The organism is Micrococcus sp. PSi08, assembly GCF_054960655.1.
On sequence record NZ_JBHNYP010000021.1, the window covers coordinates 1 to 20,597 of the forward strand.

Here is a 20,597-nt window from a genome sequence, read left to right on the forward strand (position 1 = left end):
GTCAGGTCATGGGCGCATGGGGCAGAAACGTCTTCCAGAACGACACGGCGCTGGACATCGTGGACGAGGTCCTCGACGGTACCTTCGACCTCGACGAGTTCCGCAGGAACTTCCGTCGCGACGAGGACGAGGGCTACCTGACCGCGAGCCAGGGCGCCGCACTCCTCACCCTCGGGGCGCTCGTGCGGATCGCTCGGAACGAGGACCACGCGGACCTCGAGGCCCTGCTCGAGCACGCGGAGGCGGACGAGGTGGACCTCACCGCCTTCATCGGCCAGTTCTCGGACGAGGACATCGAGACCCTGCGCGAGCTGATCGGCGTGGTCATCCGCGAGCCCTCCTGCTCCGAGCTCTACCAGCTCTGGGAGGAGTCCGGGGAGCTCGAGCAGTGGCTCGAGTACTCCCGCGAATGCCTGCCCTGACCGGCCGGCCGGCCGGCCGGGGTGGACCCGGCTCGGCCGGCCCCGCCCCGGCTCACCGCGCGTAGCGGGTGAGCCGCAGCGAGTTCAGCACCACGAGCACGCTCGAGGCCGCCATCGCGCCGCCGGCGATCATCGGGTTGAGCAGGCCCAGGGCCGCGACCGGGATGCCGAGCACGTTGTAGGCGAACGCCCAGAACAGGTTCATCCGGATGATCCCCAGCGTGCGGCGGCTCAGGTCGAGCGCCTGGACCACCTGGTGCAGGTCGTCGCCCATCACGGTGATCTGCGCGGCCTCGCGGGCCACGTCCGTGCCGGAGCCCATCGCGATGCCCATGTCCGCGGCAGCCAGGGCCGGGGCGTCGTTGACGCCGTCGCCGACCATGGCCACCACGTGACCCTCGGACTGGAGCCGGCGGACCACGTCCACCTTGTCCTCGGGGCGCACGCCGGCCACCACGTCCTCGGCCGGGATCCCGACGGCGGCCGCCACCTGGGTGGCGACGGCGGCGTTGTCCCCGGTCACCAGCAGCGGGCGCAGGCCGAGCTCCTTGAGCCGGGCGATGGCGTCCGCCGAGGTCTCCTTCACGGTGTCCCGCACGGACAGGACGCCCGCCACGCGGCCGCCGACCGCGACCCACACGGCCGTGGCGCCGGCCTGCTCCGCCGCCTCGAACGCGGCACGGTGCTCGGCGGGGATGCCGCCGTCGAGGGCGGTCTCGAGGACGGAGCCGCGGCCGACGGCCACGCGGACCGGATCCGGGCCGGCGGCGCCGTGCGCGCCGGAGCCGAGGGCGCCGTCGTCGTGGGGGAGGGCGACCAGCCCGGACACGCCGCCGCCGGCCGTGGAGGCGAAGTCCGCCACGCCGGGCACGGTCAGGCCGCGCTCCTCGGCGCCGGCCACGATCGCGCGGGCGATCGGGTGCTCGGACCCGCGCTCGACGGCGGCCGCCAGGGTCAGCAGGACGTCGGCGGCCTGGTCCGGCGCCGTTTCGTCAACGAAAGCGCTCCGGGAGGCGCCCGTTTCGGCCACGAAAGCGGGGTCGAGGACGAGCACGTCCGCCAGCGCCATGCGGCCCTCGGTCACGGTGCCGGTCTTGTCCAGCACGATCGTGTCCACGGTGCGCGAGTCCTCGAGCACCTCGGGGCCGCGGATGAGGATGCCCAGCTGCGCGGCGCGGCCGGTGCCGGCCAGCAGGCCGACCGGGGTCGCCAGGCCGAGGGCGCACGGGCACGCGATCACGAGCACGGCCACGCCGGCGCGCAGCGCGGACGGCAGGTCGCCGGTCACGATCATCCACACCGCGAAGGTCAGCACGGCGATCCCGAGCACGATCGGCACGAACACGGCGGAGATGCGGTCGGCCAACCGGGCCACGCGCGCCTTGCCGGTCTGCGCCTCGGAGACGAGCCGCCCCATCTGGGCGAGCGTCGTGTCCGAGCCGACCCGCGTCGCGCGGGCCACGAGCCGGCCCGAGGTGTTCAGGGTGGCGCCGGTGAGGGCGTCCCCGGGGCCGACCTCCACGGGCACGGACTCGCCGGTGAGCAGGGAAGCGTCCACGGCCGAGGTGCCCTCGAGCACCTCGGCGTCCGTGGGCACCTTCTCGCCGGGGCGGATCAGCACGACGTCGCCCGGCGCGAGGGACTCGGCGGGCACCGTGCGCTCGGCGTGGGTCTCGGGGTCGTAGAGGGTGGCCTGGGCCGCGCCCAGGTCCAGGAGGGCGCGCAGCGCGGCGCCGGCCTCACGCTTGGCGCGGGCCTCGAGCCAGCGGCCCAGCAGCAGGAACGTGGTGATGACCGCGGCCGTCTCGAAGTACAGGCTGTGGTGGGCCATCTCCGCCATGGTCCCGCCCACGTGGGCGGTCATGTCCGGCGCCAGGATCAGCTCCACGGCCGAGTACACGAAGGAGACGAGCACGCCCACGGACACGAGGGTGTCCATCGTGGACGAGCCGTGCCGGGCCGCGCGGAACGCCGCCGAGTGGAACGGCCACGCCGCCCACAGCGCCACGGGCGCCGCCAGGGCGAACGCGACCCAGCCCCAGTGCGGGAACTGCAGCGCCGGGACCATGGAGATCAACACGAGCGGCACCGTCAGCACCGCCGCGCCGATCAGGCGCGGCGTGAGCACGTCCTCACTCGGACCGTGGGCCATGTGGTCGTGGTGGTCCACGCCGTCATGGTCCGCGGCGTGGCCCTCGCCGTGGTCGGAGGTGTGCGCGTGCCCGGCGTGTCCCGCGTGTCCCGCGTGCCCGGCCTGGCCGGCCGGCGGGGCGGGACGGCGCACCGTGGCGCCGTACCCGGCCTTCTCGACGGCGGCCACGAGCTCCTCGTCCGACACGCCGGCGGGCGCGGTGACGGTGGCCTGTTCGAGCGGCAGGTTCACGGACGCCGTGACGCCCTCGAGCTTGCCCAGCTTGCGCTCGACGCGACCCACGCACGAGGCGCAGGTCATGCCGGTGACGTCCAGGTCGACGCGGCGGGTGGTCTCGGTTTGCGGGCCGGCCGGGGTGGAGGAGGCGGGGTGGGTCATGGGTCAGGCCCCCACCAGCGTGTAGCCGGCCTCCTCGACGGCGGCGCGCGCGGCGGCGGGGTCGAGGGGGGCCTCGGAGGTGACGGTGGCGGTGGAGACGCCACCGGAGTTCAGGTCCACGTCCACGGCGGAGACGCCGGCGATCTCGCCGAGCTCCTCCTGGACGGAGGCGACGCAGTGGCCGCAAGTCATGCCGGTGATCTTCAGGTCGGTGGTGGTCATCTCGTGCTCCTCGTGCGGTGGTGGGTGGGCGACGGCGCCGGTCAGCGCAGCAGGCGGCCGAGGGCGGCCGTCGCCTCGGCGACCTTCTCGTCGATGAGCTCGGTGCGGCCTTCCGCCTCGGCCTGCACCGCGGCCTCCGCCACGCAGTGACGCAGGTGCTCCGAGGTGAGGTTCAGGCTGAGGGACTGCAGCGCCTTCGTGACGGCGGCGACCTGCGTGAGGACGTCGATGCAGTACACGTCCTCGTCCACCATGCGGTGGAGGCCGCGCACCTGCCCCTCGATGCGGCGCAGTCGAGCGAGGTGCTTCGCCTTGTCCCGGTGCACCTCGTGCGGGGGCCGGTGGCCGTCGCAGGCGTCCGCCGCGGCGGACGGAAGGGGCGAGGCGGCGGCGGGCGCCGTCGTCGTGCTGTCCGTGCTCATACCCCCTGTTCTATACCCCAGGGGGGTATAGGTCAAGGGGTCGGCCGACGCGGGTGCCCTCCTCCGGCAGCGGGGTGGCGGCTTCGCCCAGATCGGCGATCAGGCCGCGGACCTCCAGGTCCAGGGCGTCGCGCACGCCGCGCACCTGCTCGAGGCTCATGCCGCGGATCGACGGCACGGACCACTTCTGCACCTGCGCGCCCTCGGGGATCTCGAACGGATCCGCGCCGTCGAAGAGCACCACGATCTCGGCGGCCCGGAGCACGTCCGGGTCCAGGCCCTTGGTGTACGTGTGGTGCAGCGGGATGCCGATCTCGTTCATCGCCTCGAACGCGGTGGAGATGACCTCGCCGGCGGGCTCCGTGCCGGCCGAGCGGGCCCTGACCTCGCCGTGGGTGCGGTTCTCGAGCAGGGCCGCGGCCATCTGCGAGCGGCCGGCGTTGCCGTGGCAGACGAACAGCACACGCGGGTGGCGGGACTCGATGCTGCCCTGGTTGATCGCCCTGGCGCGCAGGCGCGAGGCGGCATGCTGCACCGAGATGGTCGGCAGCATCTCCGGGTGGCGGCTCGTCGCGGCGAGCTCGGCGTAGGAGTCGAACAGGACCTGACGCGCCGTCGCCTCGTCGGCCACGCCGGGGAAGCGCGCCATCAGCGGCCGGACCTCGCGCTCCAGCACGTGCGCGGCCATCCCGTGCGGCACGGGGTCCACCGGGGCGAGGGTGTCCGGCGCGGCCGTCGTGTCCAGCGGCATGTCGTCCACCGCCGGTGCGTGATCGGCGTGGGGGTCCGGGGGGATGGGGGCCATGATGCGAGTCCTCCGGGGAAGGCGGTCGGCTGAACGCGAGGTGAACGGGTGCCCCCACCCTGCGACGTCGGGTGTGCCGGCGCAAGCCTTGACGGGATCCCTCCGCGCCCGACGACGCTGCTCGCCGCCGTCGTCGGGGCGGTGGCCGACGCCCGGGCCCGGAGCGGGGGTCCGCCGAGGTGGGAGAGAATGGGGGCCATGTCTGTCCGCTCCCTGCTCCCGGACCTCGGCACCCCCGCGACCGGGACCCCCGAGGCCGCCGTCCCCCCGTTCGCCCGGGCGGTGCTGTGGGCGCACGGGGACGACGCGTGGCGGGGCGAGGGCGGCTGGACCGTGCTCCTGGACGGCACCGACCGGCTCCGCCGGCTCTCCGCGCTGTGGCAGGCCGCCGTCGCCGGGCGACCGGACCCGACGGCCCCGCTGCGGGGCTGGATCTCCTCGACCTTCGCCGACGACTCGCCCGAGCCCGCGGTCCTGCGCATCCCCGCGGATCTGCGCCGCGCCACGCCGTCCGGCGTGCGGGACGTGGCCCAGCACATGGACGCGGACGCGCTCGCAGCCGCCGTCGCCGCGGACCGTGGAGCCCGGCTGCTGGCCGACGGCGCGGTGCCCCTGCCCGCCGACGTCGCCGACCGTGCCTGGGACGACGCCGGCTACGCGGCCGGGGTGCGCGAGCTGCTGACGCGGATGGCCGACTCGGGCGGGGAGCTGGCGAAGGTCGTGATCAGCCGCACGATGACCGTCCCCGCGGACGACGCCGACCTGTGGCGGGCGATCGGGGCCCTGCGCCGCGAGTACCCGCAGACCTGGGTGTTCGCCGTCGGCGGGCTGCTGGGCGCCACGCCCGAGGTCCTCGCCACGCGGCACGCGGGGCTCGTGGGCTCGCGGGTGCTGGCGGGGTCCATGCCGCGCGGCGCGGACGAGGAGGAGGACGCCGCGCTGCGGGAGCGTCTGGCCTGTGATCCGCGGCTGGCGGAGGAGCATCGCTGGGCGGCGCGGTCGGTGCTGGACGCGCTGGCGCCCGTCGTCGACCTCGCCGATGACGACCCCGCGCCCACCGTCCTGACCCTGCCGAACGTGCACCACCTGGCCACGTCCGTGCGCGGCCGGCTGCGGGATGGGCGGGGGACCGTGCTGGACGTGGTGGCCGCGCTGCATCCGACGGCGGCCGTCGGCGGGACCCCCACGCCGGACGCGGTGAGGGTGATCGCGGAGGTCGAGCCCGTGGACCGCGGCCGCTATGCGGGCCCGGTCGGGTGGCTCGACCAGGACGGCGACGGCGAGATCGCCCTGGCGCTGCGCTGTGGCCAGCAGGTGCCCGGCGGGGTGCGGCTGCAGGCCGGGGGCGGGATGGTCCCGGGAGCGGTGCCCGAGGAGGAGGTCACGGAGATCCGGGCCAAGTTCCTGCCGATGCGCCGAGCGCTGGGCGTCGCCGAGGACTGAGGCCTCCCGTGCCGGTCGCGCTTTCGTTCGGGAAATGGCGGCGTGTCGCGGTGCTTTCGTTCGGGAAACGGCGTCGCACGCCGGATTCGCGTGGGCGGCGATGGAACGGCGTCCAGGAGCGGAGGTGCCGGATGGCCGCATCAGCAAGGAGCGGTGACGCCGTTTCTCGAACGAAAGCGTCCGGGGAGGCGAGAAGACCCGCCGGCCACGGCCCCTCGCGGGGCGGGCCGACGGGTCTTCGCGTCGGTGTGGGGGATCAGGCGGCGACGGCCATCGCCTCGTGGGCCGGCGTCGCGGCCTGGAGGCGGCGGGTGGCCTCGCGCTCGGCGAGGGCCGGCAGGAAGGTGGTGATGCGGGCGCCGCGCTTGAGGTCGGCGACGACCTCGCGGACGACCGAGCGGACGGTCTCGGCGGTGACGGTGCCCTCGAAGCGGCGGAGGAGGGTCTCCTCGACGCGCTGGAGCACGTGGCGCTGCATGAGGGGGCTCGGGGCGGTGGGCAGGTGGTGGCTGGTCGTGTTGATGCTCACGGTGAGCACCTCCTTCGGTTGCCGGACCACGAGTCCGGCGGATCGTCGCGGCGGGGCCGCGGGTGATGAGTTCGGTGGAGTCCCGACCTCGCGTTCCGTAAACGCTAGGTGAACTGCTTGTGAACAAGTTTACAGATTTCCTCCCAGAGTGCAACTCCGTGTTCACCAACGTGACCTGTGACACCCTGTCGTGCATGCCTGCATGGCGCGAAATCGGCGCAATCATGCAGTTTTCGGGTCGAGGTGCCACGGGCGGCAGGCGGACGGCAAGGTGAACAAAAGGTGAACAGCACCGTTCATCTTCGCCCCCTGCCCCTCCGCCCGGCCCGGTGCGAGGCTAGGACCATGCGTCCCGCCCGCCACTCCGCCCCGACCTCCGCGGCCGCCCTCGCCCGCGAGACCGTGATCCTCGCCGGCGCCGGCGCGGCGATCCTGCTCCAGGTGGCGCACCGGCCGGTGGGGGCCGGCGTCGCCGTCCACTCCCGGTTCACCGAGGACCCGATGCGCCGGCTCCGCCACACGCTCGCCTACATCTACGCGGTCACCCTCCCCGAGGCCGCGCCGTTGCGCGACGCGGTCGTCGACCGGGTGCGGGCGGCGCACCGCCCGGTCCGCGGGCTCGACGCCGGAGGCCACCCCTACGACGCCGCCGACCCGGACGCCCAGCTCTGGGTGGCCGCCACCCTCTATGCGATGGGGGAGCAGGTGCGCCGCCGGATGTGGGGCGCCCTCGACGCCGAGGACGCCGACCGCCTCTACCGCGGGTACGCCCCGCTCGCCACGAGCCTCGAGGTCCCCGCCTCCGCCTGGCCGGTCGACCGCGCGGCGTTTGCGGACTACTGGGACGACCGGGTGGCCCGGCTCGAGGTCACGGACGACGCGCGGCGGGTCGCCGCCGACCTGTTCTCCGGCCAGGGCGTCCCCGCGCCGCTGCGGGCGGCTATGCCCCTGGCCCGGTTCGTCACCGCCGGTCTCCTCCCAGGCCGCGTGCGCGCCGGCCTCGGCTGGTCCTGGACCGGGCGGGACTCCGTCCGGGAGGCATGCCTCTGGGGGCTGGCGCGCACCCTGTACCGGCCGCTGCCGGCGACGGTGCGCGGCGTCGTCGTGGGCTGGGTCCTGCGGGGGCTGCCCCGGACGCGGGAGCCGCGTGGCGCCGTCGTCGCGGAGGCGACCCGCCGCGATGTCCGCCCCGTCTGGGAGAATGGTGCCGATGTCTGACTACCAGCCCCGCCGCCCCGGATCGAAGCCCACCCCGAACCGCCAGAGGGACCGCGCCGGCAAGCCGGCCCTCGGCCGCCCCGAGCGCGGCCTGATCGACGAGTCCGAGGCGCGCCAGCTCGCCGAGGACCGAGAGCGCATGCGCCGCGCCGGCGTCGGCCACCAGCTCTCCGCGCCCAAGCGCCGCGAGGCCGCCACCGCCGAGCGCCCCCAGGTGATGCCGAAGACCGAGGGCTGGACCCAGCCGATGGGCCCGGACGGCCGACCGCAGCTGCAGTTCAAGCAGCCGCGCGTCTCCCAGCCGCCCACCCACCTGGCCGACCTCACGCTGAAGGAACGGCAGGAGAAGGCCAAGGAGATCGGGCTGCCGGCGTTCCGCGCCAAGCAGCTCTCGGTGCACTACTTCGAGCACTACACCACCGATCCGGAGCAGATGACGGACCTGCCCAAGGACAAGCGGGAGGCGATCGCGGAGGCGTTCTTCCCGCCGCTGCTCACCGAGGTCCGGCGCATGGAGACCGACCGCGGGGACACCGTCAAGTTCCTGTGGCGGCTGTTCGACGGCGCGCTCGTGGAGTCCGTGCTCATGCGGTACCCCGGCCGCGTGACGCTGTGCGTGTCCAGCCAGGCCGGCTGCGGGATGAACTGCCCGTTCTGCGCCACGGGCCAGGCCGGGCTGACCCGCAACATGTCCACGGCGGAGATCGTGGAGCAGATCGTGCTGGCCAACCAGGTGATCGCCCAGGGCGGACTGGGCGGCAAGCGCAAGGACGGCGGGCACGACGCCGACCGCGTCACCAACGTCGTGTTCATGGGCATGGGTGAGCCCCTGGCCAACTACAAGCGCGTGATGGCCGCCGTGCACCGCATGGTGGACCCCTCGCCCGAGGGTCTGGGCATGTCCGCGCGGAACATCACGCTGTCCACTGTGGGCCTGGTGCCGGCCATCCGGAAGCTGGCCGAGGAGGGCGTGCCGCTGACGTTCGCGCTGTCCCTGCACGCGCCGGACGACGAGCTGCGCGACGAGCTGATCCCCGTGAACTCACGCTGGAAGGCGGACGAGGCGATCGACGCCGCGTACGACTACTTCGTGGCCACCGGGCGCAGGGTGTCCATCGAGTACGCGCTCATCAAGGACATGAATGACCACGCGTGGCGCGCCGACCTGCTGGCCAAGAAGCTCAACGCCCGGGGCAAGGGCTGGGTGCACGTGAACCCGATCCCGCTGAACCCGACGCCGGGCTCCATCTGGACCGCCTCGGAGAAGGACGTGACGCGCGAGTTCGTGGACCGGCTCAACGCCGCCGGCATCCCCACCACCCTGCGCGACACCCGTGGCAAGGAGATCGACGGCGCATGCGGCCAGCTGGCGGCCGAGGACGTCGACTGACCTGCCGAGGCCCCGCGCGCGGCGCCCACCGGCCCGTCCTCGGGCAAGCCGCGGGGCCGGCGTCGGGGAGCGCCGTCAGAAGCGGACGGTCTCGCTGTCGCCCGGCTCGGCGGTCCCGCCGGTGACCTTGGCCTTGACCAGCTCGACGGCGGTGGCCACCGCGCCCGGGGACTCCCAGAACTGGGCGGTCTGCACGTCCACGCGCACGAGCACGATCTGCGGATCCTCGGGGCTCGAGCCCTCACCGAAGAAGGCCTCGGTGGCCGGGTTCCAGAACTCCTTCTTGCGCGCGTCGTCGCGGACGAGCTGACCGTGGCCCGCGAGGGAGGCCCAGAAGTCCTTGTCCTGCACGGCGACGTTGACCGGGCGCTGCGGAGCGTCCGCGGCGACGTCGGAGGTGGCGCGCGTGAGGAACCAGAGCGTGCCGCCGTCCTCGGCCTGTTGCAGGCCCATCGGGCGGGTGACGAGCGTGCCGTCCCGCTCAGCGGTGGTCAGCATGCAGACGTTCACCTTCGCGAGCTTCTCGAGCAGACGGGCGCGGGGATCCTGGGTGCCCATGGCGTGACTCCTTCGTCGTCGGGTGCCGGCGCCCTGATGTGGCCACCGGCTCGTACCACCGACCCTAGGCACGGCCAGGCGGGTCCTGACCAGCGCTCAGCGGCGCACAGCCGCGGCGAGCCAGTCGACGGCGAGGGCGTAGCCCTGGACGCCCGCCCCGGCGATCACGACGTCGGCGACGGCGGAGACGTGCGAGTGGTGCCGGAACGCCTCGCGCCGGTGGACGTTGGAGATGTGCACCTCGGCGATCGGCCGGTCGACGGCGGCGAGGGCGTCGCGGATCGCGATGGAGGTGTGCGAGTACCCGGCGGGGTTGATGAGGACGCCAGCGTGGGAGGTGCGGGCCTCCTGGATCCAGTCGATGAGCTCGCCCTCGTGGTTGGACTGTCGGAAGTCCACGGTCAGCCCGTGCTCGGCCGCGCGGGCCTCGGTGAGCGCACGGACGTCGTCGAGGGTGGCCGTGCCGTAGACCTCGGGCTCGCGGGTGCCGAGCAGGTTCAGGTTGGGGCCGTTGAGCACGAGCAGGGGCAGGGCGGTAGTGGCGGTCATGCGGTCAGTCTAGGAAGCGACGACGACGGCTCCCGTCTCGGCCACGACAGTGCGTGGAAGGCGCCCGTTTCCCGAACGAAAGTGCCGGGACACGCCGCCGTTTCCCGAACGAAAGCGGGGTGGGGCGGAATAGGTGCGGCGGGGTGTCCGTTGTGGTCGGCAGGACGATCGCCGGCGTGAGCGCGTCGGCCCCGCTGACGAAAGGACCCACCGTGGCCACCAAGGACCTGACCCTCGAGGAGTTCGGCTCCACCGTCGCCGAGAACGACACCGTGCTCGTGGACTTCTGGGCCGGCTGGTGCGGCCCGTGCCGCCAGTTCGCCCCCGTGTTCGAGGCCGCCTCGGAGAAGCACGACGACGTCGTGTTCGCCAAGGTCGACACGGAGGACCAGCAGCAGCTGGCGGCGATGGCCGGCATCACCTCCATCCCCACGCTCATGGCCTTCCGCGGCGGCGTGCTCGTGTTCTCCCAGGCCGGCGCCCTGCCGGGCACCGCGCTCGAGCAGCTGCTCGACCAGGTCAAGGGCCTCGACATCGCAGAGGTCCGCCGCCTGGCCGAGGAGCAGCAGGGCCAGCAGGGCGACGCCGAGCCGGGGCAGGACGAGGCCGTGCAGTCCACCGCCGCCCACCTCGACGACGTCAACGGCCGCTGACGGCCCGCGCGGCGTCGCCGCGCCGGCCGCTCACCGCGGGTCGAACGCCCCCTGCTGCCACTGCTCCACGAGCCACGGGCTGAACGCCCGGGGGACGGCGGCCAGGGCGGCGGCCAGATCGGCCGGCTCCACCCAGCACCACTCCGCGACCTCGTCCCGCTCCGGGGCGGGGTCGCCGTGCATCCGGGCCCGGAACACCGGGCAGATCTCGTGCTCCTCCATGCCGGAGGCGTCCGCGGCCCGGTAGCGGAAGTCGGGGAGCACCTCGACGACGTCGGACACCTCCACGCCCAGCTCCTGCGGGGCGCGGCGCAGCACGGCCTCCGCGGGGGACTCGCCGGGGCCGGGGTGCCCGCAGAACCCGTTGGTCCACACCCCGGGGAACGCCGCCTTGCCCAGCGCCCGGCGGGTGAGCAGGAACCGGTCGGCCTCGTCGTACACGTGACAGGAGAAGGCCAGGTGCAGGGGCGTGCCGCCGTCCTCGGTGCGGCGGTGGACCGTGGCCTTGGCCTCCGTGCCCACGGCCTCGCCCGCCGGGGACAGCAGGACCACGCGCTCGACGTCGTCGGGGCCTGCGACCGGGACGTCCGAGGCCGCCATCCACGGTCGGGCGACGGGGGAGGGGTGGTCGTGCGGGGAGGGCGTGGCCGGGGTCTGCATGCCTCTCAGTGTGGCAGGCGAGCCGGGCCGCCCATCAGATGTGGGCCATGTCACCCCGGCCCGATCCTGATGGCCGGGCGTGGCTAGAGTGCTGAGGTCGGCGCCACACCCCGGCGCGTCCCACGTCACTCGAGGAGAGCACCCCCATGGCCTTCGCCGCCCTGTCCCGTTCCGCCCGTCTTGCCGGCCTGTCCGCTGCCGCGCTGCTGGCCCTCACCGCGTGCGGCGGTCAGGACTCGTCCGACGCCGACGCGTCCGCCTCGACGACGGCGCCCGCCTCCGCGTCCGCGCAGGGTGCGGAGTCGTCGTCCGCCTCGGCGTCGTCGCTGTCCGCGGCCCCGGCCGACTACGAGGCCGGCACGTGCTTCACCGCCCCGCTCGGCGCCCGTGACCTGTCCTCCTTCGAGACCACCGACTGCGAGGGCGCCCACACCGCGGAGTACCTGTGGGCCGTGCCGGCCGTGGCCGAGGGCGAGGAGGCCGACCCGGCCGCCGCCCAGACCTGCACCGCCCAGGCCCAGCGCCTGAGCGAGGAGAAGGAGGACCAGCTGAACGGGGCCGTCCTGACCTCCTCCGAGCTGGGCAACTACGGCACCGACGAGAAGCACTGCGTCGTGTACGGGGTCTCCGGTGAGTGGGAGGGTCAGATCGTGGACCCGGAGATCACCCTGGAGACGGCGTCCGCCGACGCCTGATCCCGACGGCGGCCCCGTGCGTCGTGAGATCGCGCCGCCCGGGACCGCCGCGCATGGACGCGGGACCGGCGAGGCCCGTAGTGTCTTCTGCGTCCAGAAGTTAGACGGTCGAACAGATGCGGCGGTCGGTGCCGCGTCGTGTCCGCCACCGAGGAGGCGCCATGGGTGAAGCGAGGACGGGCGGCGAGGCCGCGCTCTCCGGGGTGACCGCCGAGCTGGACGCCGCGCTCCGACATGCCGCGGCCCAGGCACCCGGATCCGCCGCCTTCGCCGAGCTGCTCGACTCGCTCCACGTCCATGTGGGCGCCGGCAAGCTCATCCGCCCCCGTCTCGTCGAGCTCGGCTGGCGCCTGGCGACCGCCGACCCGGTCCCTCCGTCCGGCCGCGCTGCCGTCGACCGACTCGGGGCCGCCTTCGAACTGCTGCACACCGCGCTGCTCGTCCACGACGACGTCATCGATCGGGACGTGCTGCGGCGCGGCCAGCCCGCCGTGCACGCCTCCGCCCGGCACCGCCTCGAGGCCCGCGGGGTGCCCGCCGCGGACGCCGCCCACGCCGGGGTCGCCGTCGCCCTCATCGCGGGGGACGTCCTGCTCACCCAGGCGTTCCGGCTCGCCGCCACCTGTGCCGCCGACACCGCCCGGGCCGCCGAGGCCGCCGCCGTCGTCTTCGACGCCGCCGCCGTGACTGCGGCCGGCGAGCTCGAGGACGTGCTCCTGGGGCTGTCCCGCCACACCGGTGAGGAGCCCGATCCCGACCGCATCCTCGCCATGCAACGGCTCAAGACGGCGCACTACACGGTCGGCGCGCCCCTGCGCGCCGGCGCCCTCCTGGCCGGGGCGGATCCCGACCTCGCCCGGGCGATGGGCGAGGCCGGCGCCGACCTCGGCGCCGCCTACCAGGTGATCGACGACGTCCTCGGCGTGTTCGGCGATCCCGGGGAGACCGGCAAGTCCGCCGACGGCGACCTGCGCGAGGGCAAGGCCACCGTGCTCACCGCCCACGGCCGCCGCATCCCCGCCGTCCGCGCCCTGCTCGACGCGGGCCCGGCCACCCCCGCGGACATCGAGGCCGCCCGCCGCGCCCTCGAGGCGGCCGGTGCCCGGGAGCACGCCCTCGACGTCGCCGCCGAGCTCACCGTCCGCGCCCGCGAGCGCATCGCGGCCCTGCCCCTGGACGAGACGGTCCGGGCGGAGTTCGCCGACGCCTGCCACGCCGTGCTGACCCGGAGGTCCTGAGATGGCCGCGCCCACCCCGAGCCCTGCCGCGCTGTACACGCGGACGGCCCACACCGCAGCGGCCCAGGTGATCCGCCGCTACTCCACGTCCTTCTCCTGGGCCTGCCGCACCCTGCCCCGGCAGGCACGCCAGGACGTGGCCACGATCTACGCCATGGTCCGCGTCGCCGACGAGGTGGTCGACGGCGTCGCGGTGGCCGCCGGGCTCGACGAGGCCGGGGTCCGCGCCGCCCTGGACGACTACGAGCGGGCGTGTGAGGCCGCGATGGCGTCGGGCTTCGCCACCGACCCGGTCCTGCACGCCTTCGCCGACGTGGCCCGTCGCCACGGCATCACCCCGGAGCTGACCCGTCCCTTCTTCGCCTCCATGCGCGCGGACCTGGGGATCCGCGAGCACGGCGCCGAGTCCCTGGACGCCTACATCCACGGCTCGGCCGAGGTGGTGGGGCTGATGTGCCTGCAGGTCTTCCTCTCCCTCCCCGGCACGCGGGCCCGGACCCCGGGCCAGCGGCAGGAGCTGCGCGCGCAGGCCTCCCGGCTGGGGGCGGCGTTCCAGAAGGTCAACTTCCTCAGGGACCTGGCCGCGGACCACCACGAGCTGGGCCGCACCTACCTGCCCGGTGCCGCACCGGGCGTGCTCACCGAGGCCCGCAAGGCCGAGCTCGTGGCCGAGGTCCGCGCCGACCTCGACGCCGCCCTGCCCGGCATCCGTGTCCTGGACCCCGGGGCCGGGCGCGCCGTGGCCCTGGCGCACGGACTGTTCGCGGCCCTGGTGGACCGGATCGAGGCGACCCCGGCGGCCGAGCTGGCCCACCGCCGTGTCCGGGTGCCGGACCATCAGAAGGCCCGGATCGCCGCCCGCGTCCTGGCACGGGGCCGCCGGGGAGGCCGCCGATGAGCGCCCGGGACACCGCTCTCGGCCCGCGCACCGTGGTGGTGGGCGGCGGTTTCGCCGGACTGGCCACGGCGGGCCTGTTGGCCCGCGACGGGCACCGGGTGACGCTGCTGGAGCGCGGCGCCGTCCTGGGCGGCCGTGCCGGACGCTGGTCTGAGGCGGGGTTCACCTTCGATACCGGGCCCTCCTGGTACCTGATGCCCGAGGTGATCGACCGCTGGTTCCGCCTCATGGGGACCTCCGCCGCCGAACGGCTGGACCTGCGCCGTCTGGACCCCGGCTACCGGGTGTACTTCGAGGGGCACCTCCACGAGCCCCCCGTGGACGTGCGCACCGGCCACGCGGAGACGCTGTTCGAGTCCCTCGAGCCCGGCGCCGGGCGCCGGCTGCGGGCCTACCTCGACTCCGCGTCCCGGATCTACGGGCTCGCCAAGGAGCACTTCCTCTACACGGACTTCCGCCGGCCGGCCGCCCTGGCCCACCCGGACGTCCTGCGCGCCCTGCCGGCCCTCGGGCCCCAGCTGCTGGGGGGCCTGCGCTCCCACGTGGCGGCCCGCTTCCAGGATCCCCGGCTGCGCCAGATCCTGGGCTACCCGGCGGTCTTCCTCGGCACGTCCCCCGACCGTGCCCCCGCCATGTACCACCTGATGTCCCATCTGGACCTCGCCGACGGCGTGCAGTACCCCCTCGGCGGGTTCGCGGCCCTCGTGGACGCCATGGCGGAGGTCGTGCGTGAGGCCGGTGTGGAGATCCGCACCGGGGTCGAGGCGACCGCCGTGGAGGTCGTGGACCGTCCCGCCCCCGCCGGCCGCCTCGGACGCCTGGCCGCCCGCCTGCCCAGGCCGGGAGCAGCCCGCGGGGACGAGGGCCGACGTCGCCGCCCGGGCCAGGTGACCGGCGTCGCCTGGCGGTCCGACGACGGCGCCGCGGGACGCCTCGACGCCGATGTGGTGGTGGCCGCCGCGGACCTGCACCACGTGCAGACCCGTCTGCTGCCTCCCGGCCGGCGCGTCGCGGAGTCCACGTGGGACCGGCGCGACCCCGGTCCCTCCGGCGTGCTCGTGTGCGTGGGGGTGCGCGGATCCCTGCCCCAGCTGGCCCACCACACCCTGCTGTTCACGGCGGACTGGGAGGACAACTTCGGGCGCATCGAGCGGGGGGAGGACCTCGCCGCGGACACGTCGATCTACGTCTCGCGCACCTCCGCCACGGACCCGGGCGTGGCCCCGGAGGGCGACGAGAACCTCTTCATCCTCGTCCCGGCCCCCGCCGAGCCGGGGTGGGGGCGCGGCGGCATCCGGGTCCGTGACGGCCAGAGCTGGCGGGTGGACCGCGCCGGGGACGCCCAGGTGGAGGCCGTGGCGGACCGGGCCCTCGATCAGCTGGCCCGCTGGGCCGGGATCCCCGACCTGGCCGAGCGCATCGTGGTGCGGCGCACCTACGGGCCCGGTGACTTCGCCGCGGACGTGCACGCCTGGCGGGGTTCGCTGCTGGGCCCCGGGCACACGCTGGCGCAGTCGGCCATGTTCCGCCCCTCGGTGCGGGACGCGGACGTGGCCGGCCTGATGTACGCGGGCTCCTCGGTGCGCCCGGGAATCGGGGTGCCCATGTGCCTGATCTCCGCCGAAGTGGTCCGGGACGAACTGCGCCACGACGCGCGCAGGGCCCGGCCCGCGGGCCCCGGGGGGAGCGGCACATGATCCGCACCCTCTTCTGGGCGTCCCGGCCGGTCAGCTGGGTGAACACGGCCTACCCGTTCGCCGCCGCCGCGATCCTGACCGGGGGGCTGCCCGCGTGGCTGGTGGTCCTGGGCGTCGTGTTCTTCCTGGTGCCCTACAACCTGGCCATGTACGGCATCAATGACGTGTTCGACTTCGCCTCGGACCTGCGCAACCCCCGCAAGGGGGGTGTGGAGGGCTCCGTGCTGGGCGACCCCGCGGTGCGCCGCCGGGTGCTGGCGTGGTCGGTGCTGCTGCCCGTGCCGTTCGTGGCCGTGCTCGCGGGCTGGTCCGCCGTGCGGGGCGAGTGGGCCGCCGTGCTGGTGCTCGCGGTGAGCCTGTTCGCGGTGGTGGCGTACTCCTGGGCGGGGCTGCGGTTCAAGGAGCGGCCCTTCCTGGACGCCGCCACCTCCGCCACCCACTTCGTCTCCCCCGCGGTCTACGGCCTCGCGCTGGCCGGGGCGACCCCCACGCCCGCCCTGGCGGCGCTGCTGGGGGCGTTCTTCCTGTGGGGCATGGCCTCGCAGATGTTCGGGGCGGTGCAGGACGTGGTGCCGGACCGGGAGGGGGGCCTGGCCTCGGTGGCCACCGTGCTGGGCGCTCGGCGCACCGTCCTGCTCGCCGCCGGCCTGTACGCGGCGGCGGGCCTTCTGCTGCTGGCCACCGACCCGCCGGGCCCGCTCGCGGCGCTGCTGGCCGTGCCCTACGTGGTGAACACCCTGCGCTTCCGCCGCATCACGGACGCCACCTCGGGCGCGGCCCACCGCGGCTGGCAGCTGTTCCTTCCGCTGAACTACGTGACCGGCTTCCTCGTGACCCTGCTGCTGATCGGGTGGGCGCTGACCGGGGGGGCGGCGGCATGATCTACCTGCTGGCCCTGCTGGGTGTCATCGGCTGCATGCTGCTGGTGGACCGGCGCTTCGAGCTGTTCCTGTGGCATCGCCCGCTCCCGGCGCTGCTGGTGCTGGCCGCCGGGGTGGCCTACTTCTTCGCCTGGGACCTGTGGGGGATCGCCGAAGGCGTGTTCCTGCACCGGCAGTCGCCCTACATGACCGGGGTGATGCTCGCCCCCCAGCTGCCCCTGGAGGAGGGGTTCTTCCTGCTCTTCCTCAGCCAGATCACGATGGTGCTGTTCACCGGGGCGCTGCGCCTGCTGCGCGGCCGGCGAGGTGACGCCCGTGCCGCGACGCCGGCCGATCCGACCGACGGGGGCAGCCGGTGACCTTCCTCGACCTCGTCCTCGTCTTCGTGGGCTTCGCCCTGGCCGTGCTCGTGGGCGCCGCCCTCGTCGGCCGCGTGCGGGGCGAGCACCTGCGGGCCGTGGCGGCCACCCTGGTGGCCCTGTGGGCCCTCACGGCGGTCTTCGACAACGTGATGATCGCCGCGGGGCTCTTCGACTACGGCCATGAGCTGCTGGTGGGTGCCTACGTGGGCCAGGCGCCCGTGGAGGACTTCGCCTACCCGCTCGGCTCCGCCCTGCTGCTGCCGGCGCTCTGGCTGCTGCTGACGAGCCGTGGTCGTGCCGGTCGGCGCGGCCCTCGGCCGGGACGCCGCCCCCACCCGGACGATCGCTGACATGCTGCCGCTGATCCCCGCAGACCTGTTGCGCGCGCTCGGCCTGATCCTCGTCCCGGTCGCGGCGGTGCACGCCGGATGGCCGTCCGCGGCGGCGATGCTGCTCGTGTTCGGCTCCCAGTGGCTCACCCGCTGGCTCGCCCCGGGCGGCGCCCTGGACTGGGCCGCGCAGGCGGTCCTGCTGCTGGCCGGGTGGCTGAGCGTCATCGGCCTCTACCCGCGGGTGCCGTGGCTGGACCTGCTCGTGCACGCCGCCGCCTCCGCCGTGGTCGCCTGTCTGACGGCACTGGTGGTGGGGGCATGGCTCCGGCGTCGGGGGACCGAGGCCGGGCAGGCCGTGGCCCTGCTCGGCCCGGGCCTGGCCGGGCTGGGGATCGCGGCCGCCGCCGTGGCCCTGGGCGTGGTGTGGGAGCTGGCCGAATGGTGGGGGCACACGGCGGTGACCCCCGAGATCGGTGTGGGCCACACGGACACCATCGGCGACCTCGCCGCCGATCTCGTCGGCGCCGGGATCGGCGCCGCCCTCGCCGTGCGCCGGGAGCGCATCCGGTGACCCCGGCCCGCCCCACGGTCTCCGTGGTCGTCCCGGTGCTCGATGACGCCGAGCACCTGCGCGTGTGTCTCGCCCTGCTGGCCGCCCAGAGCCGGCCGGCGCTGGAGGTGGTGGTGGTGGACAACGGCTGCGTGGACGACTCGGCGGTGCTCGCCCGCGCCGCCGGCGCGCGGGTGGTGCACGAGCCGCGCCGCGGGGTCCCGGCCGCGGCGGCCGCCGGCCTGGACGCCGCGGTCGGGGAACTGCTGGTGCGCTGCGACGCCGACACGCGGATGCCCGCGGACTGGCTCGAACGGATCGTGGCCCGGTTCGACGCCGACCCCGGGCTCGACGCCCTCACCGGGCCGGGGACCTTCCACGACCAGCCCGGCCTCCGGGGACAGGTGCGGGCGGCGCTCTACACCGGCGCGTACCGCTGGGGGGCGGGCGCCGCGGTGGCGGCCACCCCCGTCTGGGGCTCCAACTGCGCCCTGCGCGCCGAGGCGTGGCAGGCTGTGCGGACCCGCGTCCACCGCGAGCGCGGGGACGTGCACGATGACCTGGACCTGTCCTTCCAGCTGGCCTTGGCCGGCCGCCGGATCCGGTTCGATCCGGACCTGCGGGTGGAGGTCGCCGGGCGCATCTTCCACTCCCTGCGCCAGCGGGTGCGGCAGGGCCGGATGGCCGTCACCACCCTGCAGGTCAACTGGGCTCGGCTGTCCCCCGGGCGGCGGTGGCTGCGCCGGGCGGCCCGGGCACGCCCCCGGCCCCGCTGGGGGCGTGGCCCCGACGGTCAGTCCCGCGACTGAGCACCGCCGGCGCCGCGGGCTCGCCTGTCCAACGGGTTGCGACGCAGGGGCAGCCGGTCCACCAGCGGCCGCAGCAGGCCGCGGGTGCGGGGACGCTCGCCGCCGTCGTGCCGGCGCTGGGCCTCGGCCAGGATGTTCGCGGCCATCTCCGGGAACACCACGGCGTGGAAGGGCAGGATGGCGGTCCAGTAGGCGCGTCCGAGCAGGCCGTCCGGCATGAAGACCGCCCGCTGGCGGTAGACGGAGCCTCCGCCCTCCCGCGGCTCGGTGCTCAGCTGCAGCCAGGCCCGCCCGCCGGCCTTCATCTCCGCCCGCAGGGTCAGCCGCCGCCCCGGCTCCACGTCCTCCACCCGCCACCAGTCCACGGCGTCGCCGCGTCGCAGGTGGTCCGGGTCCCGCCGGCCGCGGGTCAGGCCGGGCCCGCCGGCCAACTTGTCCATCAGCCCGCGGATCTTCCACAGCAGCGGGGTGGAATACCAACCGTTGGCGCCGCCCACCGACTCGATCACCGGCCACACCTCCTGCGCGGGCAGGTCGGACTCGCGCTCGCGCTCGTCCGTGTAGACCGTGGTGCCGGCCCACTCGGGATCCGAGGGCAGGGGGGCGGCCGGGTCCGCGGAGCTCTGGAGGTCCGCGTCGAAGGTGACGTCCAGGGGACCCTCCTTCTCCCGCTTCAGCGCCAGCCGCACGGCGTCCATGTAGGAGGTCAGCCCGCCCGGCGGGTCCGGGATGAGGTCGCGGACCGAGCGGTCCTCCACGACCGCCTCCTCGGCGAGGGATGCGGCCAGGGGCAGGGCCACCGCGACCGGGATGGGGGTCACCATGCCGATCCAGAAGCCCGCCAGGGTCTTCAAGGGCAACGGGGTGGGGATCACGATGCGTCGGGACAGGCCGGCGGCCTTGGCGTAGTCCACCAGCACGCTCGCGAACGACTGGGGGTGTCCGTTGCCGATCTGGGCCCTCAGCTGCACGGGCTCCGGGAGGGCGCAGGCCTGCAGGAGGTAGTACAGGACGTCGCGGATGGCCAGCGGCTCCACCCGGTTCCTCAGCCAGGACGGGCCGGGCATCACGGGCAGCCGCTCGGCGAGATGGCGGATCATCTCGAACGAGGTGGAGCCCGAGCCGATGATCACCCCGGCCTCGAACGTCAGCGCCGGGGTCGCCGCCCGCTCGAGACGCTCGGCCACGAGGGCGCGGGAGCGCATGTGGTCGGACAGCTCCGCGACGGGGACCGTGTCCGGGTGCAGGCCGGAGAGATAGACGAGCTGGGCCACGCCGGCCGTGTCCGCGGCGGTGCCCACGATGTCCGCGATCCGCTGCTCCTGGGCCACGAAGTCGCCGCCCCCGCCCATGGAGTGCACGAGGTAGAGCACGGTGTGCACGTCCTGCATGGCGGCTTCGACGAGGTCCGCCTCGGTGAGGTCGAGCTCCACCGCCTCGATGCTGTCCGACCACGGTCGGTCCGCGAGGACGGAGGGGTTCCGGGCGCCGGCCCGGACGTCGAAGCCGGCGGCGAGCAGCTCGGGGATGAGGCGCCCGCCCACGTACCCGGTGGCACCGGTGACGAGGACGCGACGGCCCCGGCCGTCCGGCAGGGACAGGCCGAGGGGGGAGGTGTGGGACGCCGGCGTGGCACCGGCGGGGACGGGGGAGGGCTGTGTGGACGCCATGGGCGCACTCTAGGGTCCGGGGCGGGTCGGGCTGAAGGTCTCAGGTGTGCGGACCCGGGGCCCG

Annotated in this window: 23 protein-coding genes; 14 read left to right on the forward strand and 9 right to left on the reverse strand. The window is 74.7% G+C overall.

Annotated elements, in window-relative coordinates:
• Nucleotides 1-422 (forward strand): DUF4259 domain-containing protein (locus tag ACFI33_RS08365; protein ID WP_240967234.1); only part of this gene is annotated, 422 nt, incomplete at its 5' end.
• A 52-nt stretch (nucleotides 423-474) separates the two neighbouring features.
• Here the strand turns inward: ACFI33_RS08365 and ACFI33_RS08370 are convergent.
• From ACFI33_RS08370 to ACFI33_RS08385, 4 genes are read right to left on the reverse strand one after another with little or no spacing between them, the layout of a single operon-like run.
• Entirely contained in the window at nucleotides 475-2,952 is a 2,478-nt protein-coding gene (locus ACFI33_RS08370) for a heavy metal translocating P-type ATPase (RefSeq protein WP_206495874.1), read from the reverse strand.
• A 3-nt stretch (nucleotides 2,953-2,955) separates the two neighbouring features.
• Nucleotides 2,956-3,174, reverse strand: a complete 219-nt coding sequence (locus ACFI33_RS08375) for a heavy-metal-associated domain-containing protein (protein ID WP_098094125.1) — start codon at nucleotides 3,172-3,174, stop codon at nucleotides 2,956-2,958.
• A 41-nt stretch (nucleotides 3,175-3,215) separates the two neighbouring features.
• Complete coding sequence (locus ACFI33_RS08380; RefSeq protein WP_002856860.1) at nucleotides 3,216-3,596, reverse strand: metal-sensitive transcriptional regulator; 381 nt, start codon at nucleotides 3,594-3,596, stop codon at nucleotides 3,216-3,218.
• A 10-nt stretch (nucleotides 3,597-3,606) separates the two neighbouring features.
• On the reverse strand, nucleotides 3,607-4,401 hold the full coding sequence (locus tag ACFI33_RS08385; RefSeq protein ID WP_127435491.1) for an arsenate-mycothiol transferase ArsC: 795 nt from the start codon (nucleotides 4,399-4,401) through the stop codon (nucleotides 3,607-3,609).
• Between the two features lie 198 nt (nucleotides 4,402-4,599).
• Here ACFI33_RS08385 and ACFI33_RS08390 point away from each other — a divergent pair, with 198 nt between their 5' ends.
• Nucleotides 4,600-5,844 (forward strand): isochorismate synthase, encoded by a 1,245-nt coding sequence (locus ACFI33_RS08390; protein WP_095347741.1) that lies wholly within the window; start codon nucleotides 4,600-4,602, stop codon nucleotides 5,842-5,844.
• 256 nt (nucleotides 5,845-6,100) lie between these two features.
• On the opposite strand, the gene ACFI33_RS08395 is transcribed toward ACFI33_RS08390, so the two are convergent.
• Nucleotides 6,101-6,373 (reverse strand): three-helix bundle dimerization domain-containing protein, encoded by a 273-nt coding sequence (locus tag ACFI33_RS08395; protein WP_227448856.1) that lies wholly within the window; start codon nucleotides 6,371-6,373, stop codon nucleotides 6,101-6,103.
• A gap of 345 nt (nucleotides 6,374-6,718) precedes the next feature.
• Between ACFI33_RS08395 and ACFI33_RS08400 the strand changes: the two genes are divergently transcribed.
• Both ACFI33_RS08400 and rlmN read left to right on the forward strand, forming a co-directional pair.
• Complete coding sequence (locus ACFI33_RS08400; RefSeq protein WP_144879403.1) at nucleotides 6,719-7,591, forward strand: oxygenase MpaB family protein; 873 nt, start codon at nucleotides 6,719-6,721, stop codon at nucleotides 7,589-7,591.
• A gap of 217 nt (nucleotides 7,592-7,808) precedes the next feature.
• Nucleotides 7,809-8,981, forward strand: a complete 1,173-nt coding sequence (gene rlmN, locus ACFI33_RS08405) for a dual-specificity RNA methyltransferase RlmN (protein ID WP_459536903.1) — start codon at nucleotides 7,809-7,811, stop codon at nucleotides 8,979-8,981.
• Nucleotides 8,982-9,056: 75 nt separating this feature from the next.
• On the opposite strand, the gene ACFI33_RS08410 is transcribed toward rlmN, so the two are convergent.
• On the reverse strand, nucleotides 9,057-9,539 hold the full coding sequence (locus tag ACFI33_RS08410) for a pyridoxamine 5'-phosphate oxidase family protein (RefSeq protein ID WP_044659290.1): 483 nt from the start codon (nucleotides 9,537-9,539) through the stop codon (nucleotides 9,057-9,059).
• Between the two features lie 96 nt (nucleotides 9,540-9,635).
• The gene (gene aroQ / locus ACFI33_RS08415; protein WP_127435382.1) at nucleotides 9,636-10,088 is read right to left on the reverse strand and encodes a type II 3-dehydroquinate dehydratase; all 453 of its coding nucleotides are present in this window, start codon (nucleotides 10,086-10,088) and stop codon (nucleotides 9,636-9,638) included.
• Between the two features lie 212 nt (nucleotides 10,089-10,300).
• On the opposite strand from aroQ, the gene trxA reads away from it, so the two are divergent.
• A complete protein-coding gene (trxA, locus tag ACFI33_RS08420; protein WP_051995255.1) occupies nucleotides 10,301-10,741 on the forward strand; it encodes a thioredoxin in 441 nt (146 codons plus the stop codon).
• 30 nt (nucleotides 10,742-10,771) lie between these two features.
• Here the strand turns inward: trxA and idi are convergent, their stop codons facing one another.
• Nucleotides 10,772-11,401: an isopentenyl-diphosphate Delta-isomerase gene (gene idi / locus ACFI33_RS08425; protein ID WP_020626536.1), complete on the reverse strand. Its 630-nt coding sequence runs from the start codon at nucleotides 11,399-11,401 to the stop codon at nucleotides 10,772-10,774.
• Nucleotides 11,402-11,547: 146 nt separating this feature from the next.
• Here idi and ACFI33_RS08430 point away from each other — a divergent pair, with 146 nt between their 5' ends.
• The 9 genes from ACFI33_RS08430 to crtX all read left to right on the forward strand — a co-directional run bounded on the left by ACFI33_RS08430 (nucleotide 11,548) and on the right by crtX (nucleotide 18,863).
• Nucleotides 11,548-12,096 carry a hypothetical protein gene (locus tag ACFI33_RS08430; protein ID WP_020626537.1) on the forward strand — a complete coding sequence of 183 codons (549 nt, stop codon included), beginning with the start codon at nucleotides 11,548-11,550 and terminating at the stop codon, nucleotides 12,094-12,096.
• A 161-nt stretch (nucleotides 12,097-12,257) separates the two neighbouring features.
• Nucleotides 12,258-13,334, forward strand: coding sequence for a polyprenyl synthetase family protein (locus ACFI33_RS08435; RefSeq protein WP_010079993.1), 1,077 nt, complete (start codon nucleotides 12,258-12,260; stop codon nucleotides 13,332-13,334).
• Nucleotide 13,335: 1 nt separating this feature from the next.
• Nucleotides 13,336-14,232 carry a phytoene/squalene synthase family protein gene (locus ACFI33_RS08440; RefSeq protein WP_010079994.1) on the forward strand — a complete coding sequence of 299 codons (897 nt, stop codon included), beginning with the start codon at nucleotides 13,336-13,338 and terminating at the stop codon, nucleotides 14,230-14,232.
• Nucleotides 14,229-15,929: a phytoene desaturase family protein gene (gene crtI, locus ACFI33_RS08445; RefSeq protein ID WP_061866789.1), complete on the forward strand. Its 1,701-nt coding sequence runs from the start codon at nucleotides 14,229-14,231 to the stop codon at nucleotides 15,927-15,929. Before ACFI33_RS08440 ends, crtI begins: the two co-directional genes overlap by 4 nt.
• Complete coding sequence (locus tag ACFI33_RS08450) at nucleotides 15,926-16,810, forward strand: prenyltransferase (protein WP_127435515.1); 885 nt, start codon at nucleotides 15,926-15,928, stop codon at nucleotides 16,808-16,810. Before crtI ends, ACFI33_RS08450 begins: the two co-directional genes overlap by 4 nt.
• Nucleotides 16,780-17,169, forward strand: a complete 390-nt coding sequence (crtYg, locus tag ACFI33_RS08455) for a C50 carotenoid gamma-cyclase subunit alpha CrtYg (RefSeq protein ID WP_127435514.1) — start codon at nucleotides 16,780-16,782, stop codon at nucleotides 17,167-17,169. The genes ACFI33_RS08450 and crtYg overlap by 31 nt, the downstream gene beginning before the upstream one ends.
• The gene (gene crtYh, locus ACFI33_RS08460; protein ID WP_020626542.1) at nucleotides 17,166-17,522 is read left to right on the forward strand and encodes a C50 carotenoid gamma-cyclase subunit beta CrtYh; all 357 of its coding nucleotides are present in this window, start codon (nucleotides 17,166-17,168) and stop codon (nucleotides 17,520-17,522) included. The genes crtYg and crtYh overlap by 4 nt, the downstream gene beginning before the upstream one ends.
• 1 nt (nucleotide 17,523) lies before the next feature.
• Nucleotides 17,524-18,075 carry a hypothetical protein gene (locus tag ACFI33_RS08465; RefSeq protein WP_174233308.1) on the forward strand — a complete coding sequence of 184 codons (552 nt, stop codon included), beginning with the start codon at nucleotides 17,524-17,526 and terminating at the stop codon, nucleotides 18,073-18,075.
• Nucleotides 18,072-18,863 carry a C50 carotenoid glucosyltransferase CrtX gene (gene crtX / locus ACFI33_RS08470; RefSeq protein ID WP_207476111.1) on the forward strand — a complete coding sequence of 264 codons (792 nt, stop codon included), beginning with the start codon at nucleotides 18,072-18,074 and terminating at the stop codon, nucleotides 18,861-18,863. Before ACFI33_RS08465 ends, crtX begins: the two co-directional genes overlap by 4 nt.
• Here the strand turns inward: crtX and ACFI33_RS08475 are convergent.
• The gene (locus tag ACFI33_RS08475) at nucleotides 18,848-20,533 is read right to left on the reverse strand and encodes an SDR family oxidoreductase (protein ID WP_061866792.1); all 1,686 of its coding nucleotides are present in this window, start codon (nucleotides 20,531-20,533) and stop codon (nucleotides 18,848-18,850) included. The two genes, crtX and ACFI33_RS08475, sit on opposite strands and share 16 nt — an antisense overlap.
• Nucleotides 20,534-20,597 lie beyond the last annotated feature (64 nt).